15 protein-coding genes are annotated in these 17,787 nt (G+C 67.6%); 13 read left to right on the plus strand and 2 right to left on the minus strand.

All coding sequences use genetic code 11. The features are described from left to right. Positions 1 to 904 precede the first annotated feature (904 nt). The 5 genes from CUJ89_RS06380 to CUJ89_RS06400 all read left to right on the plus strand — a co-directional run bounded on the left by CUJ89_RS06380 (position 905) and on the right by CUJ89_RS06400 (position 6,864). Positions 905 to 2,137, plus strand: coding sequence for a 3-methyl-2-oxobutanoate dehydrogenase (2-methylpropanoyl-transferring) subunit alpha (locus CUJ89_RS06380; RefSeq protein WP_114176611.1), 1,233 nt, complete (start codon positions 905 to 907; stop codon positions 2,135 to 2,137). Between the two features lie 2 nt (positions 2,138 to 2,139). Beyond that, a complete protein-coding gene (locus CUJ89_RS06385; protein ID WP_114176612.1) occupies positions 2,140 to 3,180 on the plus strand; it encodes an alpha-ketoacid dehydrogenase subunit beta in 1,041 nt (346 codons plus the stop codon). A gap of 1 nt (position 3,181) precedes the next feature. Further along, positions 3,182 to 4,507, plus strand: a complete 1,326-nt coding sequence (locus CUJ89_RS06390; RefSeq protein WP_114176613.1) for a dihydrolipoamide acetyltransferase family protein — start codon at positions 3,182 to 3,184, stop codon at positions 4,505 to 4,507. A 5-nt stretch (positions 4,508 to 4,512) separates the two neighbouring features. After that, positions 4,513 to 5,904: a dihydrolipoyl dehydrogenase gene (gene lpdA, locus CUJ89_RS06395; RefSeq protein ID WP_114176614.1), complete on the plus strand. Its 1,392-nt coding sequence runs from the start codon at positions 4,513 to 4,515 to the stop codon at positions 5,902 to 5,904. A gap of 330 nt (positions 5,905 to 6,234) precedes the next feature. Then, positions 6,235 to 6,864: an NAD(P)H-binding protein gene (locus CUJ89_RS06400; RefSeq protein WP_114176615.1), complete on the plus strand. Its 630-nt coding sequence runs from the start codon at positions 6,235 to 6,237 to the stop codon at positions 6,862 to 6,864. Positions 6,865 to 6,921: 57 nt separating this feature from the next. On the opposite strand, the gene CUJ89_RS06405 is transcribed toward CUJ89_RS06400, so the two are convergent. Next, positions 6,922 to 7,839, minus strand: coding sequence for a LysR family transcriptional regulator (locus tag CUJ89_RS06405; protein ID WP_114176616.1), 918 nt, complete (start codon positions 7,837 to 7,839; stop codon positions 6,922 to 6,924). A 129-nt stretch (positions 7,840 to 7,968) separates the two neighbouring features. Between CUJ89_RS06405 and speB the strand changes: the two genes are divergently transcribed. The 4 genes from speB to CUJ89_RS06435 all read left to right on the plus strand — a co-directional run bounded on the left by speB (position 7,969) and on the right by CUJ89_RS06435 (position 12,520). After that, positions 7,969 to 8,937, plus strand: a complete 969-nt coding sequence (gene speB / locus CUJ89_RS06410) for an agmatinase (protein WP_114176617.1) — start codon at positions 7,969 to 7,971, stop codon at positions 8,935 to 8,937. Further along, entirely contained in the window at positions 8,930 to 9,394 is a 465-nt protein-coding gene (locus CUJ89_RS06415; protein WP_114176618.1) for a GNAT family N-acetyltransferase, read from the plus strand. Before speB ends, CUJ89_RS06415 begins: the two co-directional genes overlap by 8 nt. A gap of 465 nt (positions 9,395 to 9,859) precedes the next feature. Then, positions 9,860 to 11,290, plus strand: a complete 1,431-nt coding sequence (locus tag CUJ89_RS06430) for a purine-cytosine permease family protein (RefSeq protein ID WP_114176619.1) — start codon at positions 9,860 to 9,862, stop codon at positions 11,288 to 11,290. A gap of 159 nt (positions 11,291 to 11,449) precedes the next feature. Then, complete coding sequence (locus CUJ89_RS06435; RefSeq protein WP_114176620.1) at positions 11,450 to 12,520, plus strand: porin; 1,071 nt, start codon at positions 11,450 to 11,452, stop codon at positions 12,518 to 12,520. A 58-nt stretch (positions 12,521 to 12,578) separates the two neighbouring features. Here the strand turns inward: CUJ89_RS06435 and CUJ89_RS06440 are convergent, their stop codons facing one another. Then, entirely contained in the window at positions 12,579 to 13,535 is a 957-nt protein-coding gene (locus CUJ89_RS06440; protein WP_114176621.1) for a LysR family transcriptional regulator, read from the minus strand. 192 nt (positions 13,536 to 13,727) lie between these two features. On the opposite strand from CUJ89_RS06440, the gene CUJ89_RS06445 reads away from it, so the two are divergent. From CUJ89_RS06445 to CUJ89_RS06460, 4 genes are all read left to right on the plus strand, one after another. Beyond that, complete coding sequence (locus CUJ89_RS06445; protein WP_114176622.1) at positions 13,728 to 15,038, plus strand: MFS transporter; 1,311 nt, start codon at positions 13,728 to 13,730, stop codon at positions 15,036 to 15,038. 31 nt (positions 15,039 to 15,069) lie between these two features. Continuing rightward, positions 15,070 to 16,341 carry a Zn-dependent hydrolase gene (locus CUJ89_RS06450; RefSeq protein ID WP_114176623.1) on the plus strand — a complete coding sequence of 424 codons (1,272 nt, stop codon included), beginning with the start codon at positions 15,070 to 15,072 and terminating at the stop codon, positions 16,339 to 16,341. A 25-nt stretch (positions 16,342 to 16,366) separates the two neighbouring features. After that, on the plus strand, positions 16,367 to 17,389 hold the full coding sequence (locus tag CUJ89_RS06455; RefSeq protein WP_114176624.1) for a histone deacetylase family protein: 1,023 nt from the start codon (positions 16,367 to 16,369) through the stop codon (positions 17,387 to 17,389). 104 nt (positions 17,390 to 17,493) lie between these two features. After that, on the plus strand, positions 17,494 to 17,781 hold the full coding sequence (locus CUJ89_RS06460) for a hypothetical protein (protein ID WP_114176625.1): 288 nt from the start codon (positions 17,494 to 17,496) through the stop codon (positions 17,779 to 17,781). Positions 17,782 to 17,787: the final 6 nt, after the last annotated feature.

The following is a 17,787-nucleotide window of genomic DNA, read 5'->3' on the forward strand; positions in this document are numbered from 1 at the left end:
AGCGTGGATGATGGAAGGCGATGTCGATTCGACGAGGGTGCAGGGGGACTTCACGCGTTTGCGATTCGACCGCGGCTGCGGCCTGGCAGGAAGCCCGGGCGGCAGGGCGGCGATTGGCGGAGCCGACAGGGTCAAATGCGGAGGATCTGGCGAGCAGTGGTAGAATCCCGTCCGCCCTCTTGCCGGGGTGATGAAATTGGTAAACATAGCGGACTTAAACGATTGAGTGCCCGGCCGGAAACGGTCGGTGCAGAACCCTTCAAATTCGGTGAAACCCCTGATGTGCGCATCGAGGCAACGCCGAGCCAAGCCTTGCGGCACCCGCGAGGAAGGTGTAGAGACTAGACGGGGGGCGCCTAAGGCGCACGGGCAGCGGTCATGCCCGCGCGCGACGGCGAAGGCATAGTCCAGCGCACGAACGGCATCGCCCAGACGATGCCGGCTTTGAAAGAAGCAGTGTGACGAAAATCCGCCGCCTTAATTGGCTTGCCGGTTCAAGTCCGGTCCCCGGCACCACATGATCGTCTGAAGGTCAGAGGCACAGAGACCCCGCAAAAATCCGAGATTTTGCGGGGTTTTTTGTTTTATATCCTCAGACGCAACCCGGCTGCACTTGTCCGGCCCTCTCTCGTCCGGCCCGCACGCTCGCCGATGCCGGCAACACGTCTTCGCACCCCCCCGGCACCGTCTCACCGCGGCCCGCACGCACGCCGCCGGGCCGTGCATGACATGTCATGGCAAATATGCTCACCGCGATCGAGCGAGTTAGTCATCGACGGCCGGCCCGGGATTGCATAGATTCTTAAGGTTGGCGTGCTTATCCGCGCGCCAGCCCGCGCGCAGGCCGGCAACCGGCCGCGCGTTCCTATCAGCGTGAGACACAATCGAGCGTGGAGACGACACGATGAGCCTGTCAGAGCCATTGCGTCTGCATGTGCCGGAGCCCACCGGGCGTCCGGGCTGCAAGACGGACTTTTCCTATCTGCATCTATCGCCGGCCGGCGCGGTCCGCCGCCCGCCGATCGACGTTGCCGCGGCGGACACTGCCAATCTCGCCCGCAGCCTCGTGCGCGTGCTCGACGACCACGGGCAAGCCGTCGGCCCGTGGGCGCCGGACCTCGACGATGCGCGGCTGATCGCCGGGTTGCGCGCGATGCTCAAGACCCGCATTTTCGACGCGCGCATGATGATCGCGCAGCGCCAGAAGAAAATCTCGTTCTACATGCTGAGCCTCGGCGAAGAGGCGATCGGCAGCGCGCATGCGATGGCGCTGCGCGACGGCGACATGTGCTTCCCGACCTACCGGCAGCAGAGCATCCTGATCGCGCGCGACGTGCCGCTCGACCGGATGATCTGCCAGCTGATGTCGAACGAAGGCGACCCGCTGAAAGGCCGCCAGCTCCCCGTGATGTACTCGGACCGCGACGCGGGCTTTTTCTCCATTTCCGGCAATCTCGCAACACAGTTCATCCAGGCGGTCGGCTGGGCGATGGCGTCGGCGATCAAGGGCGACACGAAGATCGCGTCCGCGTGGATCGGCGACGGCGCGACGGCCGAAGCCGACTTCCACACCGCGCTCACGTTCGCGCACGTGTACCGCGCGCCGGTCGTGCTGAACGTCGTCAACAACCAGTGGGCGATCTCGACGTTCCAGGCGATCGCGGGCGGCGAAGGCACGACGTTCGCGGGGCGCGGCGTCGGCTGCGGGATCGCGTCGCTGCGCGTCGACGGCAACGACTTCCTCGCGATCTACGCGGCGTCGAGCTGGGCGGCCGAACGCGCGCGCCGCAATCTCGGCCCGACGCTGATCGAGTGGGTGACCTACCGCGCGGGCGCGCATTCGACGTCGGACGATCCGACGAAATACCGGCCGAGCGACGACTGGGCCCATTTCCCGCTTGGCGATCCGATCGCCCGCTTCAAGCAGCACCTGATCGCGAAAGGCATCTGGTCGGACAGCGCGCACGACGCGCTCACGGCCGAGCTCGAGGCGGAAGTGATCGCCGCGCAGAAGGAGGCGGAGAAATACGGGACGCTGGCCGACGACCGGATTCCGTCGCCGGCCTCGATGTTCGACGACGTGTACAAGGAGCTGCCCGCGCACCTGCGCCGTCAGCGCCAGGAACTGGGAGCATGATCATGGCGCAACACGAGACAGGCACGGCGGCGCAGCCGATGACGATGATCCAGGCGCTGCGCTCCGCGATGGACGTGATGCTCGGGCGCGACAGCGACGTGGTCGTGTTCGGGCAGGACGTCGGCTACTTCGGCGGCGTGTTCCGCTGCACCGAAGGACTGCAGAACAAATACGGCAAGTCGCGCGTGTTCGATGCGCCGATCTCCGAAGGCGGGATCGTCGGCGTGGCGGTGGGGATGGGCGCATACGGGCTGCGCCCCGTGTGCGAGATCCAGTTCGCCGACTATTTCTACCCGGCATCCGACCAGATCGTGTCGGAAGGCGCACGGCTGCGCTATCGCTCGGCCGGCCAGTTCACAGCACCGATGACGATCCGGATGCCGTGCGGCGGCGGGATCTACGGCGGCCAGACGCACAGCCAGAGCCCGGAGGCGATGTTCACGCAGGTGTGCGGATTGCGCACGGTGATGCCGTCGAATCCGTACGACGCGAAAGGGCTGTTGATCGCATCGATCGAGAACGACGATCCGGTGATCTTCCTCGAGCCGAAGCGGTTGTACAACGGGCCGTTCGACGGCCATCACGAACGGCCGGTCACGTCGTGGCTCAAGCATCCGGGGAGCGCGGTGCCCGAAGGCTATTACACGGTGCCGCTCGATACGGCCGCCGTGGTGCGGCCCGGCAACGACGTGACGGTGCTGACGTACGGCACCACGGTGCATGTGTCGCTCGCCGCGGCCGAGGAGACGGGCATCGACGCGGAGGTGATCGACCTGCGCACGCTGTGGCCGCTCGACCTCGACACGATCGTCGCGTCGGTGCGCAAGACCGGGCGCTGCGTCGTGGTGCACGAGGCGACGCGTACCTGCGGCTATGGCGCGGAACTGGTGTCGCTGGTCCAGGAACATTGCTTCTACCACCTGGAAGCGCCGGTCGAGCGCACGACGGGCTGGGACACGCCGTATCCGCATGCGCAGGAATGGGCATACTTTCCGGGCCCGGCCCGGGTCGGCGAAGCGTTGCGACGCGTGATGGAGGCGTGAGATGGGGATTCATGTCATCAAGATGCCGGATATCGGCGAAGGGATCGCCGAGGTCGAACTGGTGGCCTGGCATGTGGAAGTCGGACAGACGATCGCGGAAGACCAGCCGCTCGCCGACGTGATGACCGACAAGGCGGCGGTCGAGATTCCGTCGCCCGTGGCGGGCAAGGTGCTTGAACTCGGCGGCCGGATCGGCGAGATGATGGCGGTCGGCAGCGAGCTGATTCGCCTCGAGGTCGAAGGCAACGGCAACCTGAAGGCGGGTGCGCCAGCGCGCGAAGCGAAGGCGGGTGCTGCGCCGGTGGCGGCGGCAGCGGCGACGCCGGTGGCCGACGTGCCGGTGGCATCGTCCGCACCGTCTGCGGTGCCGCGTCCCGCAGCGGGCCGCGCACCCGCGGAGCCGCGCCGTGCCGGGCATGCGGCACAGCCGCGCGCCGCGCTCGCGCCGGGCGAGCGGCCGCTCGCGTCGCCGGCCGTGCGCCAGCGCGCGTGGGACATGGGCATCGAGCTGCGCTACGTGCGCGGTACGGGCGAAGCAGGGCGGATCCTGCATGATGATCTCGATGCGTATGCGCGCACGGGCGGCGGTGCGGCGCGCACGTCGCAGGCGCACGGCTACGACGAACGCAACGACGAAACCGACGTGCCGGTGATCGGCTTGCGGCGCGCGATCGCGCGCAAGATGCAGGAAGCGAAGCGCCGCATTCCGCACTTCAGTTACGTCGAGGAAATCGACGTCACCGAGCTCGAATCGTTGCGCGCGGAACTGAATCGACGCTACGGCGACACGCGCGGCCGGCTCACGCCGCTGCCGTTGCTGATCCGCGCGATGGTGATTGCGTTACGCGACTTCCCGCAGATCAACGCGCGCTTCGACGACGAAGCGGGCGTCGTCACGCGCTACGGTGCGGTGCACATGGGCGTCGCGACGCAGACGGACGGCGGCCTCACGGTGCCCGTGCTGCGTCATGCCGAAGCGCGCGACGTGTGGTCGATCTCCGATGAAATCGCGCGGCTCGCCGACGCGGTGCGCGCGAACCGCGCGCAGCGCGACGAGCTCAGCGGGTCGACGATCACGATCTCGAGCCTCGGCGCGCTCGGCGGCATCGTGTCGACGCCGGTCATCAATCATCCCGAGGTCGGCATCGTCGGCGTGAACCGGATCGTCGAGCGGCCGATGATTCGCGACGGCGCGGTCGTCGCGCGCAAGATGATGAACCTGTCGTCGTCGTTCGACCATCGCGTCGTCGACGGCGCGGACGCGGCCGAATTCATCCAGGCCGTGCGCGCGGTGCTCGAACGCCCGGCGATGCTGTTCGTGGAGTGAGCGCAATGAAAAACGAACACACCACGCTGCTCGTGATCGGCGGCGGCCCGGGCGGCTACGTCGCCGCGATTCGCGCGGGCCAGCTCGGCATTCCGACCGTGCTCGTCGAGCGCGACCGGCTCGGCGGCACGTGCCTGAACATCGGCTGCATTCCGTCGAAGGCGCTGATCCACGTGGCCGACGCATTCGAACAGGCCTGCGGCCAGGCCGGCGAAGGGGCGCTCGGGATTCGCGTGCGCACGCCCGAGATCGACATCGCGCAAAGCGTCGCGTGGAAGGACGGCATCGTCGACCGGCTGACGCGCGGCGTCGGCGCGCTGCTGAAGAAGAACGGCGTGCGCGTGCTGCACGGCGACGCGCGCGTGATCGACGGGAAGACCGTCGACGTCGTCGCCGGCGGCCACGCGGTGCGGATCGGTTGCGAGCACCTGTTGCTCGCGACCGGTTCCGAACCGGTCGAACTGCCGTCGATGCCGTTCGGCGGGCACGTCGTGTCGTCGACCGAGGCGCTGTCGCCCGCGACCTTGCCGAAGCGGCTGGTCGTGGTCGGGGCCGGGTATATCGGGCTCGAACTCGGGATCGTCTATCGCAAGCTCGGTGTCGACGTCAGCATCGTCGAAGCGGCGGAGCGCGTGTTGCCTGCGTACGATGCCGAACTCGCGAGGCCGGTCGCCGATTCGCTCGCGCGGCTCGGCGTACGGCTGTGGCTCGGCCGCAAGGTGCTCGGGCTTGCGGAGCACGGCGCGGTGCGCGTGCAGGCGGCCGACGGCGCCGAGCAGACGCTGCCGGCCGATCGCGTGCTGGTCGCGGTCGGCCGCCGGCCTCGCGTCGACGGCTTCGGGCTCGAATCGCTGCTGCTCGATCGCAACGGCAGCGCGCTGCGGATCGACGACGAATGCCGGACGTCGATGCACAACGTATGGGCGATCGGCGACGTCGCCGGCGAGCCGATGCTCGCGCATCGCGCAATGGCGCAAGGCGAGATGGTGGCCGAGCTGATCGCCGGCCGGCGCCGCAAGTTCATGCCCGCGTCGATTCCGGCCGTGTGCTTCACCGATCCCGAGATCGTGACGGCCGGCTGGTCGCCGGACGACGCGCACGCGGCCGGCGTCGATTGCGTGAGCGCATCGTTTCCGTTTGCGGCGAACGGGCGCGCGATGACGCTGCAGGCCACCGAAGGCTTCGTGCGCGTCGTCGCGCGGCGCGACACGCACCTGATCGTCGGCTGGCAGGCCGTCGGGCGCGGCGTGTCGGAACTGGCCGCGGCGTTCTCGCAGTCAATGGAGATGGGCGCGCGGCTGGAAGACATCGGCGGCACGATCCACGCGCATCCGACGCTGGGTGAGGCGCTGCAGGAGGCCGCGCTGCGCGCGCTCGGGCACGCGTTGCATGTTTGATGTGTGCTCGCTAAACGGAAGCGCCGATGCGCAACGTGCGTATCGGCGCTTCCGTTCTTATCGAATAGACATCTAATTAATTTGAATTTGTGTAGATTAAGTACGATAAAAATAGAGAAATCTCGTGTGAACGTGCGACGAATTGATGCATGGGATGCGCCGAGGCCGGCAGCGTGCTCCGTCAAATTCGACATATGGAATGCGTGCAGCCTGTAATTTTTCGAGATGCAGGGAGGTTGTCGACGCCGCGTCGACCGACCATCATGTCGAAAGCCGGAAACCGGGCCGCTCACGGCCCGCCAACGCAGGCTTCACACGGAAGAACCCGACATGAAACTGCTGCTCGTCGGCGCGACCGGACTCGTCGGGCGCCACGTCCTCGAAGTCGCGCTCGCCGATTCGCGGGTCGATCGCGTGGTCGTCCTCGCGCGCCGGCCGTTGTCGCCGCATCCGAAGATGCGCGCGCTGGAGGTCGACTTCGATCATCTGCCCGACGAGGCCGACTGGTGGCAGGCCGATGCCGTGATCTGCACGCTCGGCACCACCATGCGGGCCGCCGGCTCGAAGGCGGCCTTCCGACGCATCGATCACGACTATCCGCTTGCGGTCGCACGGCTCGCGCACCGGCACGGCACGCCGACCTACGTGCTGAATTCCGCACTCGGCGCGGATCCGGCGTCGCCAATCTTCTACAACTGCGTCAAGGGCGAGGTCGAGCAGGCGCTCGCCGGCGTCGGGTTCGCGTCGCTCACGTGCGTGCGGCCGGGCCTGATCGGCGGCAGCCGCGACGAATTCAGGTTCGGCGAGCGGCTGCTGGTGTCCGCGTTGAACCTCGCCAAACCCGTGTTGCCGGCGAAGTGGCGCGTGAATCCCGCGCCGCGGATTGCCCGCGCGCTGCTCGACGCCGCGATCGACGCGCGGCCGGGCGTGCAGGTCGTCGCATCGGACCGGCTCGTCTGAGCCGGAACGGGCGGCACGGGGGGCGACCGGTCGGCGCCGCCGCGCGGCACGCGCCGGCTATTGGCCCGCGAAACCGTCAAGCCCGCCGAACTGTTCGGCGAGCGATGCCGTGAACGCATCGAGCGCTTCACTGCCGTCGCAGTTCCTCGGCGTCGCGAGCTGGAATTCGACCGTATGGCCCAGCTTGCTCGCGAGCAGCCTGCGCATCTTCCCCGCGGCGACCCACGGCGCCGCGACGTGGTCGGGCAGGAAGCCGACATGCGCGCCGGACAGGATGAAGATCACGTCGGCATCGACGTTTTCGGAGAACGCGGTCGGCTGCGCGTTGCGCAGCGCCGCCCCCGACGTGTTCGTCTTGTAGAGCCGCGCGACATTGCTCGTGCGCGCGATGTCGTTGACCGACACGGTTTTTTTCGCAAACAGCGGATGCCGGGCGCCGCAGTGCAGCGACTGGTGTTCGACGAACAGCGGCGCGTAGTGCAGGCCGGCCTGGTGGCCCGAAAAGTAGCCGATCGCAAGCTGCAGTTCGCCTTTCAGCAGCCTGCGCTCCAGTTCGTCGGGCGGCACCGCGACCATCTCGATCAGTACCTCCGGCGCACGTTCGCGAAAGCGGCCGACGGCCGCCGCGATCGATTCGACGATGTCCGGCGCGAGCCGCTCGGACAGGCCGATGCGCAGCTCGCCGAGCAAGGTGCCCGACACGTGCTGCGTATCGCGCGTGAACACGTCCATCGCCTGCAGGAGCGGCCGCGTCGACTGCAGCACGCGTTCGCCCTTCGGCGTCAGCCGGAACCCGCTCTTGCCGCGATCGCACAGCCGGAACCCGAGACGCGTTTCGAGCTTGGCCATCTGCGTGCTGATCGTCGAAGGCGCCATCCCGAGCGTGCCCTGCGCGGCGCTGAAGCCGCCGCTTTCGACGATCGTCAGAAAAAGCCGCAGCAATTGCAAATCCATGTCTCTCAGTCGGGTCAGCATGGCGATACATCGCGTTTCGTGAAGTCGGCTTATGTTAGTTCATATTTTTCGTCGGATGCCATGACGGCAGAATCGGGTACGAGGTCGCCGGCCGCGCGACCGTGTCCCCCTTCAGACAGGAATCCGACGATGAGCCAGAACGATTTCGCGTTCACGCGCGACAGCCTCTACGGCACGCAGGCCGAACCGACATTCGCGGGCGCGACGAGCTTCATGCGCCGGCGTTTCAGCCGCGATCTCGATGGCGTCGACCTCGCGATCACCGGCGTGCCGTTCGACTCCGCCGCATCGCACCGGCCCGGCACGCGCTTCGGCCCGCGCGGGTTGCGGATCGCATCGACGGGCATCGCGTGGGAGCGCCCGTGGCCGTGGTCATTCGATCCGTTCGACGTGCTGGCGGCGGTCGACTACGGCGATTGCGCGTTCGATCTGGGGCAACCGGAATCGGTGCCGGGCGCGATCGAGCGGCATGCCGATGCGATCCTCGCGCGCGGCTGCGCGATGCTGACGCTCGGCGGCGATCACTTCATCACGTATCCGCTGCTGAAGGCGCATGCGAAGGTGCACGGGCCGCTGTCGCTCGTGCATTTCGACGCGCATACCGACACGTGGCCCGACCGCGACGTCAAGCGCATCGATCACGGGACGATGTTCTATCACGCGGCGCGGGAAGGGTGGGTCGTGCCCGGGCGGTCGGCCCAGATCGGCATCCGGACGACCAACGACGAGCCGATGGGATTCGACATCCAGGATGCGCGCCGCGTGCATGCGTCGACGCCCGCCGCGGTCGCCGCGCGCATTCGCGAGCGCGTCGGCGATCATCCCGTGTACCTGACGTTCGATATCGACTGTCTCGATCCGGCGTTCGCGCCGGGCACCGGGACGCCGGTCGCGGGCGGGCTGTCGAGCCATCAGGCGTTCGAGATCCTGCGTCACCTGGAAGGCATCAACCTGGTCGGCATGGATGTGGTCGAAGTGTCGCCGCCGTATGATCATGCGGAAATCACGTCGCTGGCCGGTGCGACGATCGCGCTGGAACTGATCTGCCTGTTCGCATCGCGCCGGCGGCAGAAAGAGGAAGACTCGATGGATGAATGAAATCACCTGGCGCAAGGCCGTTCCCGACGACGCGGCCGCGTGCCTCGCACTGCGCGGAAAAACGCGCGAGAACGCGTTCACCGAAGCGCAGTTGCGCGACCTCGGCATCACCGTCGAAAGCTGGGGCGACGGTATCCGGTGCGGCCTGTTCTCGGGCCATGTCTGCTGCGCGAACGAGCGCATGGTCGGCTACTGCTTCGGCGACACCGGTTCGGGCGAGATCGTCGTGCTCGCGATCCTGCCCGAGCACGAGAGGGCAGGGATCGGCAAGCGGCTGCTGCGGCAGGTGATCGACGATTTCGCGGCGAACGGCTTCACGACGCTTTTTCTCGGCTGCTCGGCCGATCCCGCGTCGCGCTCGCATGGTTTCTATCGGCATCTCGGCTGGACGTCGACAGGGAAACTGGATGATGCCGGCGATGAAATCCTGACGTTGCAGGTCGGGCCGCGCGCATGACGGCATGCGTCGGCCGGATCCCGGCGGCGCATCGCGGGTTCGTCAAACTGATTCGTCATGCAAAGCAATGGCAGGGCTGAGATACGCGCGCCGCATGCTGAACCTGCTCCCCGCCGGCGACCTGACGGCCCCGCCCGATCAGGCATCGCCCGCGAGCGCCTGACCTTTCATTTTTCCGACGCAAAGCTTGCGAAAAAACCGGTCGGACGCGTCCCGATCGTTCAGACAATTTCAAAATCGATCGATACCGGGTAATCCCCGATATCTCGCAAGTTGTATATACAAGATCATCCGCTGGCAATGTGGCCGCACGTCGTGCCGCTTGCGCGCCAGCGTGCAGACCGTGCGTGCGTGGCGCATGCCGGCGATCCACGGCGCCCCGCACCCGAAGAGCCGAAAGGGCGGCTCGCAGATTCCTGTCTTTCTTAAACCATTTGCGATCCTGAGTATTTTGGAGATTTCCCCGTGTCAACGAATCCCAGTGGCAAAGCCGGCGGCCTGATCGAGGTACGCTCGATCGACTTCATTCCCGACGCCGAGCGCCACGGCGGCTTGCTGAGCCAGTTCACGCTGTGGCTGTCGGCCAACATGCAGATCACGGCCATCGTCACGGGCGCGCTCGCCGTCGTGCTCGGCGGCGACGTGTTCTGGTCGCTGGTCGCGCTGCTGCTCGGCCAGCTCGTCGGCGGCGCGGTGATGGCGCTGCATGGCGCGCAAGGGCCGCAGCTCGGGCTGCCGCAGATGATCTCGAGCCGCGTGCAGTTCGGCGTCTACGGCGCGATGATCCCGATCGTGCTCGTGTGCCTGATGTACATCGGCTTTTCCGCAAGCGGCTCGGTGCTGGCCGGGCAGGCCGTCGCGCAACTGCTGCACGTCGACGACGCGGCCGGCATCCTGCTGTTCGCGGCCGTGATCGTCGTGCTGACCGTGTTCGGCTATCGCGCGATCCACTTCGTCGGCCGGATCGCGAGCGTGGTCGGCATCGTCGCGTTCGTCTACATGTTCACGCAACTGTTCGCGAACCACGACGTCGGCGCGCTGCTCGCGAACAAGCATTTCTCGCTCGCGAGCTTCCTGCTGTCGATGTCGCTGTCCGCGTCGTGGCAGATCGCGTTCGGCCCGTACGTCGCCGACTATTCGCGCTACCTGCCGCGCTCGACGTCGTCGGTCGCGACGTTTCTCGCGGTCGGCCTGGGCTCGGTGATCGGCGCGCAGGCGGCGATGGTGTTCGGCGTGTTCGCGGCCGCGCTGGCCGGCAGCCAGTTCGCGCACCATGAAGTGTCGTATATCGTCGGCCTCGGCTCGACGGGCGCCGTGGCCGCGCTGCTGTACTTCAGCATCTCGTTCGGCAAGGTGACGGTGACGGCGCTCAACGCGTACGGCAGCTTCATGTCGATGGCGACGATCGTCAGCGGCTTTCGCGGCAAGGGCGCCGTGTCGTCGAAGAGCCGCATCGTCTACATCTTCGGGATGATCTGCGTGTCGACGCTGATCGCGCTCGCGGGCCGCCATTCGTTCCTGAAGGAATTCACCGCGTTCATCCTGTTCCTGCTCGCGTTCTTCACGCCGTGGAGCGCGATCAACCTGGTCGACTACTACTGCTTCACGCGCTCGCGCTACGACGTGCCGGCGCTGTCCGATCCGGACGGCCGCTACGGCCGCTGGAACGCGATGGCGATCACGATCTACGTGGTCGGCATCCTCGTGCAGTTGCCGTTCATGTCGACGCACCTCTATACGGGGCCGCTCGTCGATGCGCTCGGCGGCACCGACATCTCGTGGATCCTCGGCCTGGTCGTGCCGGCCGTGCTGTATTACATCGGCGCGCGCACGTCGCGGCGCAGCATCCCCGAACGGCTGATCCTGCCGCTCGAACGCGGCGAAGTTCACCACTGACGACGCGCATCGCGCATCGGGCCGGCCGAGTGTCGGCCTGAGCGTCGCGTCGAGCCTGACGCTGCCTGAGCCGGGCTCCCCCACATTTCCTTGTACGCGATGCCGGTGCGGCGCGATTGCTGCATCCGGCATCGCTTTGTTCTCCATCCATTGAATAGTATGACTAAACAAATGAAAACCCGTGACAGCGATTCACGGGCGCGACCGGTGCATGCCGGTCTTCGCATGACGGTGGCGGCCGCGTGCCTCGTCGGGTCGGGGGCCGCGCTCGCGCAGGACGGCGTCACGCTGTACGGCGTGATCGACGAATTCGCGCAGTACGTGAATACGGGCAACGGCTATACGGCGGCGATCGGCTCGGGCGGCCAGTGGGGCAGCCGGTTCGGGCTGAAGGGCGGCGAGGATATCGGCGGCGGGCAGAAGATCGAGTTCGCGCTGGAAAACGGCTTCAACCCGAACGACGGTTCGCTGGCGAGCTCGGGCAGCCTGTTCAACCGGCAGGCGTGGGTCGGCATCGCGGGGCAGTGGGGCAAGGTGCGCGCGGGCCGCCAGAATTCGCCGCTGTTCAACGACCAGGGCGGGCAGGATGCGTTCGGCGGCGTCACGCAGGCGTCCGGCATGGACAACCTGACCGTGTTCGCGTTCCGCACGAGCAATACGCTGTCGTACCAGAGCCCGGAGATCGCGGGCTTCCAGGGCGGGCTGTACTTCGGGTTCGGCGATGCGGGCGGCGTGCGCTCGGCCGGGTCGAGCCAGCAGTTCGACCTGGCCTACGAACACGGGCCGTTCGCGGCGTTCGTCGCGGGCCAGTGGCTGAAGAACGCGACGGCGACCACGACCGATCGCACGATCATGGCCGGCGCATCGTACGCGATCGGCAAGGCGACCGTATACGGCGGGTTCTCCGCAGTGAAGTGGGCCGACTTCGGCATCGATTCGCGCGTGTACGGGTTGTCGGTCAAATACCAGCTCAACCCGGCGAACACCATCGCGCTCGGTTACGCGTACCTGCACGACCAGTCGTCGCAAGGCAACAATGCGGACCAGCTCGGGCTGATGTACGAGTACGACCTGTCGAAGCGCACGAGCTTCTACGGCGCGCTGTCGTACCTGCGCAACCGCAACCAGGCCGGCTACACGCTCGCGGGTGCGGCGAACCCAGGCCTGCCGCTCGCGTATCCGGGCGCGAATGCGCGCGGCGTGCAGCTCGGCATCGTGCATCGCTTCTGACGATCACGGCGCGCCGGGCCGTGTGCGCCCGGCGCTTGCTTCGGGCGCGTTCGCGCCGTTACTTCCCCAGCCGCTCCGCGAGCGAATAGCGCTGCATGCAGCGCTCCATCGCGTCGAGAAACGCGTGCTCGGCCGCGTTCATCTTGCGGTCGCGATGCCACAGCAGGAACACGTCGACGTCGACGAGCCCGTCGTCGGGCGGCAGCCGCCACAGCCGCTGCTGCGCGATGTCGTCGCGCACGATGTGCTCGGGCAGGCAGCCGATTCCGTAGCCCGCGAAAATCAGCCGCCGCACTTCCTCGAGGCTCGGCGACGACGCGACGATGCGCCCCGTGAAGCCCTTCTGGTCGCGGAACACGGTGAGCGGCGACAGGCTGTCGCCGATCTGGTCGCTCGTGAACGACACGAAATTCTCGGCGAGCAGATCGTCCATCCGCAGTTGCGTCTGCCCGAACAGCCGGTGATGGCGGCCGCAGTAGATCGCGTAGCGCTGGCGCAGGAAGCAGCGCATCTCCAGCTTGTCGTGCGGCGTGCGGCACAGGCCGAGCCCGGCCGTGGCCGTCTTCTGCAGCAGCGAAGAAAGAATGTCCGACGAGCGCATTACCTCGATCTGCAGGTCGATGCGCGGATACGCGCGATGGAAGTCCGCGAGGAACTCGTCGTAGACGGGCGACTCGATGCGGCTCACCGTGAGCAGCCGGATCGACCCGGTCAGGTCGGCCGTGCTGTCGTCGATTTCCGTTTCGAGACGCGAGATGCCGCCGTAGATGTCGCTCGCGATCCGGTACACGGCTTCGCCGGCCGGCGTCGGCGCGAAGTGCGCGCCGCGCCGCTCGATCAGCCGGCGCTCGAGTGTGTCCTCGAGCCGCCGCAACGCCTGGCTCACGGCCGGCTGCGTCACGTGCAGCCGCGCTGCCGCGCGGCTCACGCTGCGCTCCTGCATGATCACCAGGTAGGTGCGCAACAGGTTCCAGTCGAGACGGTCGTTCAGGAACGGGGCGAGGTCGGGGCGCATCGGGTCTCCGGGCGAGGCGTCGGGATAGACATTAGTTGAATTTATACAGCGAATAATAACTTGAAATTTGACTAATGATTTGCGGTCGCCGATAAAGGAGGGGTGCCGCAGCGTGCGGCGCGAGGCCGCGACAGACGGCCGTCATCACGATATTGCGCGTCGCCTGCCATGCGGCGCGCGTCAGGAGCCCGCATGACCCAGTCCCTTCCTTCCGCCCGCCAACCTGCCCGCGCCGCGACGGCCGCGTTCATCGGCACGATGATCGAGTGGTACGACTTCTACATCTACGCGACCGCCGCTGCGCTCGTGTTCGGCGAGCTCTATTTCCCGTCGCACGACCCCTTCGTCAGCACGATGGCGTCGTTCGCGACGTTCGCGGTCGGCTTCTTCGCGCGCCCGCTCGGCGGTGTCATCTTCGGCCATCTCGGCGACCGCATCGGCCGCAAGAAGGCGCTAATGACGACGCTGATGATGATGGGCGTCGCGACCGTCTGCGTCGGGCTGCTGCCCGACTATTCGACGGTCGGCATGCTCGCGCCGGCGCTGCTCGTCGCGCTGCGCGTCGTGCAGGGGATCGCGGTCGGCGGTGAATGGGGCGGCGCGGTGCTGATGGCGGGCGAGCACGCGCCGCAGGGGCGCCGCACGTTCTTCGCGTCGTTCGCGCAGCTCGGCAGCCCGGCCGGGCTGATCCTGTCGCTGATCGCGTTCCGCGCGGTCACGTCGATGGACAAGGCCGACTTCCTCGCGTGGGGCTGGCGCCTGCCGTTTCTCGCGAGTTCGGTGCTGCTCGTGGTCGGCATCCTGATCCGGCTCGGCGTGAACGAGTCGCCGGAATTCGCGCGCGTGAAGGCGGCGAACCGCACCGTGAAACTGCCGGTCGCCGAAGTGTTCCGCTTCGCGTCGGGGCTCGTGCTGCTCTGCATCGGCGCGAACACGATCGGCATCGCGGGCGTCTATTTCACGAACACGTTCATGATCGCGTACACCACGCAATACGTCGGCGTGTCGCGGTCGTTGATTCTCGACAGCCTGTTCGCGGTTGCGATCATCCAGTTCATCGCGCAGCCGATCGCCGCGTGGGTCGCCGAGCGGATCGGCGGCGCGCGCTTCCTGAAGCTGGCGGCGCTGCTCGCGATGCTGTCTCCGTATCCGATGTTCATGCTCGTGCAGGGCGGCACGTCCGCGTCGCTCGTCGCGGGCATCGCGCTCGCGGTCGTCTGCATGGCCGGCTTCTATTCGGTGATCGCGGGCTTCGTGAGCGAGGTGTTTCCCGCGCACGTGCGCTATTCGGCGATCTCGCTCGCTTATCAAATCTGCGGCGCGCTCGCGGGCGGCCTGACACCGCTCGTCGGCACGTGGCTCGCGCATCGCTTCGTGGGCCAGTGGTGGCCGCTCGCGGTGTTCTATACGTGTCTCGCCGGCATTTCGCTGCTCTGCATCGTCGCGCTCGACGCGCGCCGGGCGGCGCAGCCGGCCGCTGCCGAAGCGCTCGGCTCGCACTGAATCTAAACGAACGAATTCATCCGGAGTGCAAATGAAAGATCTGTTGGAAATCGACGGTGCCCGTTTGTGGCAGAGCCTGGCGGACATGGCGCGCGTCGGCGCGACGCCGCGCGGCGGCGTGCGGCGCCTCGCGCTCACCGACGAGGACCGGCGCGGGCGCGACCTGTTCGCGCAGTGGTGCCGCGACGCGGGGATGACGGTGAGCGTCGACGCAGCCGGCAACCTGTTTGCGCGACGCGACGGCGCCGATGCGCAGGCCGCGCCGGTGCTGATCGGCAGCCACCTCGACACGCAGCCCGAAGGCGGCCGCTTCGACGGCGTCTACGGCGTGCTTGCCGCGCTCGAGCTCGTGCGCACGCTGAACGACGCGGGCATCGTGACCGGCAAGCCGCTGGAGATCGTGTCCTGGACCAACGAGGAGGGCGCGCGCTTTGCACCGGCGATGCTCGGTTCGGCCGTGTTCACGGGCGCGTTGCCGCTCGACGAGGCGCTCGCGAAGCAGGACGCCGACGGCGTCACGCTCGGCGCGGCGCTCGACGCATGCGGTTATCGCGGCACGCGCGCGACGGGCGGCGCGGTCGATGCGTATTTCGAGGCGCATATCGAACAGGGGCCGGTGCTCGAGGCGAACGGCACGACGATCGGCATCGTCACGGGCGGGCAGGCGATCCGCTGGCTCGATGTGACGGTGACGGGCGTGGCCGCGCACGCGGGCACGACGCCGATGCCGTATCGCAAGGACGCATATTTCGCGAGCGCGCAGATGGCGCTCGAACTCGAGCGGATCGTCGTCGGTTATGCGCCGCGCGGGCTCGCGACGATCGGGCAGGCCGGCATCCGCAACGCGTCGCGCAACACCATTGGCGGCGACGTGACGTTCACGGTCGACCTGCGTCATCACGACGATGCCGAAGTCGATGCGATGGAGCGCGACTTGCGCGATGCGTGCGCACGCGTGGCCGCCGCACGTGGCGTGCAGGTCGCGATCGACACCTGCTGGCGCAGCCCGGCGACGCCGTTCGATCGCGATTGTGTCGAACTGGTCGAGCAGGCGGCGGCCGCGTTCGGCTACACGAACGAGCGGATCGTCAGCGGCGCCGGCCACGATGCGATCCTGCTCGCGCGCCGCTTTCCGACCGCGATGGTGTTCATCCCGTGCGTCGACGGTCTGTCGCACAACGAAGCCGAGGATGCGCTGCCCGACGACGTGACGCGCGGCACGAACGTGCTGCTCCATGCGGTGCTCGCGCGCGCAGGCGTCGCGGCGAGCGTCGAGGCGGCGGCCGCCGCGCAACGTGCCTGACGCGGCGAACTGACCAGGACCCACGATGAAAACCTATTTCCATCCCGAACAACTGCTGCACCATCCGCGCAGCTACCTGTCGCGCGGCCAGATGCGTGAACCGCAGGAAGTGCCCGAGCGTGCGGCGCGGCTCGTCGCGGCCGTCCGGGCGCTCGACTTCGACGTGCGCGAGCCGGCCGACCGCGGCACCGCGCCGATCGTGGCCGTGCACGACATGAACTACCTGCGCTTTCTCGAGGACGCGCACCGCGACTGGAAGCAGATGCCTGACGACTGGGGCGACGAAGTGATGTCGAACGTGTTCGTGCGCGACCCGAACCCGCTGCGCGGCGTGCTCGCGAAAGCCGCGCGCTACCTCGCCGACGGCAGTTGCCCGGTCGGCGCGAACACGTGGCGCGCCGCGTACTGGTCCGCGCAGGGCGCGCTCGCGGCCGCGGCCGACGTCAACGACGGCGCCCGCGAGGCCTATGCGCTGTGCCGGCCGCCCGGCCATCATGCGCGCCGCGACGCAGCCGGCGGCTTCTGCTACCTGAACAATGCGGCGATCGCCGCGCAGTCGCTGCTCGGCCGTCATCGCCGGGTCGCGATCCTCGACACCGACATGCATCACGGGCAGGGCGTGCAGGAGATCTTCTACGGCCGCGACGACGTGCTGTACGTGTCGATCCACGGCGATCCGACCAACTTCTACCCGGTCGTCGCGGGCTACGAAGAAGAGACGGGCACGGGGGCAGGCGACGGCTTCAACCTCAACCTGCCGATGCCGCACGGCTCGTCGGAGTCGGCGTTCTTCGCGCGGCTCGACGACGCGCTGCGCGCGCTCGCGCGGTTCCAGCCCGACGCGCTGGTGCTCGCGCTCGGCTTCGATATCTACAAGGACGATCCGCAATCGCAGGTCGCCGTCACCACCGACGGATTCGGGCGGCTCGGCGGCGCGATCGGCGCGCTCGGGTTGCCGACGGTGATTGTGCAGGAGGGCGGTTATCACCTCGAAAGCCTCGACGCGAACGCGCGTGCGTTCTTCGGCGGATTCGCCGCCGTGCGCTGACTGACGCAGCGGGGTCGGATCGCGTGCGGGCGGGTTCAAGTTTTTCGTGCACACGCCGATAATTCGCGCATACGCTGGATGGATGCACGAAGGAGGGCCGCACGATGACAGCCGGCCGAATCAAACGCGGAGCGATCGCACTCGCGGCGCTGGGCGCATGGTCGCTCGTGTGCCGCGCCGATCCGTCGATTCCGTTGCGAGTCAGTCTCACCATCCCGGAAACCTGCACGATCGGCCCCGGCGCGCCGCAGGCCGCCGATGCCGACATGCCGAGCGTCAGTTGCACGCACGGCACGCCGTTCGTGCTGAGCCACGCGCCGCAGCCCGGCGTGCGATCGGCGCCGCGCAACGTCGGTGCGGGCGCGCCGCCCGCATGGACCGTGACGTTCTGAACGGCG

The organism is Burkholderia pyrrocinia (genome assembly GCF_003330765.1).
Classification (GTDB): Bacteria; Pseudomonadota; Gammaproteobacteria; order Burkholderiales; family Burkholderiaceae; genus Burkholderia; species Burkholderia pyrrocinia_B.

Excerpts from the sequence above, each read along its gene's own strand:
- CUJ89_RS06380 (WP_114176611.1), top strand. The coding sequence starts at position 905 with ATGAGCCTGTCAGAGCCATTGCGTCTGCATGTGCCGGAGCCCACCGGG.
- CUJ89_RS06385 (WP_114176612.1), top strand. The coding sequence starts at position 2,140 with ATGGCGCAACACGAGACAGGCACGGCGGCGCAGCCGATGACGATGATC.
- CUJ89_RS06390 (WP_114176613.1), top strand. The coding sequence starts at position 3,182 with ATGGGGATTCATGTCATCAAGATGCCGGATATCGGCGAAGGGATCGCC.
- lpdA (WP_114176614.1), top strand. The coding sequence starts at position 4,513 with ATGAAAAACGAACACACCACGCTGCTCGTGATCGGCGGCGGCCCGGGC.
- CUJ89_RS06400 (WP_114176615.1), top strand. The coding sequence starts at position 6,235 with ATGAAACTGCTGCTCGTCGGCGCGACCGGACTCGTCGGGCGCCACGTC.
- CUJ89_RS06405 (WP_114176616.1), bottom strand. The coding sequence starts at position 7,839 with ATGCTGACCCGACTGAGAGACATGGATTTGCAATTGCTGCGGCTTTTT.
- speB (WP_114176617.1), top strand. The coding sequence starts at position 7,969 with ATGAGCCAGAACGATTTCGCGTTCACGCGCGACAGCCTCTACGGCACG.
- CUJ89_RS06415 (WP_114176618.1), top strand. The coding sequence starts at position 8,930 with ATGAATGAAATCACCTGGCGCAAGGCCGTTCCCGACGACGCGGCCGCG.
- CUJ89_RS06435 (WP_114176620.1), top strand. The coding sequence starts at position 11,450 with ATGACTAAACAAATGAAAACCCGTGACAGCGATTCACGGGCGCGACCG.
- CUJ89_RS06440 (WP_114176621.1), bottom strand. The coding sequence starts at position 13,535 with ATGCGCCCCGACCTCGCCCCGTTCCTGAACGACCGTCTCGACTGGAAC.
- CUJ89_RS06445 (WP_114176622.1), top strand. The coding sequence starts at position 13,728 with ATGACCCAGTCCCTTCCTTCCGCCCGCCAACCTGCCCGCGCCGCGACG.
- CUJ89_RS06450 (WP_114176623.1), top strand. The coding sequence starts at position 15,070 with ATGAAAGATCTGTTGGAAATCGACGGTGCCCGTTTGTGGCAGAGCCTG.
- CUJ89_RS06455 (WP_114176624.1), top strand. The coding sequence starts at position 16,367 with ATGAAAACCTATTTCCATCCCGAACAACTGCTGCACCATCCGCGCAGC.
- CUJ89_RS06460 (WP_114176625.1), top strand. The coding sequence starts at position 17,494 with ATGACAGCCGGCCGAATCAAACGCGGAGCGATCGCACTCGCGGCGCTG.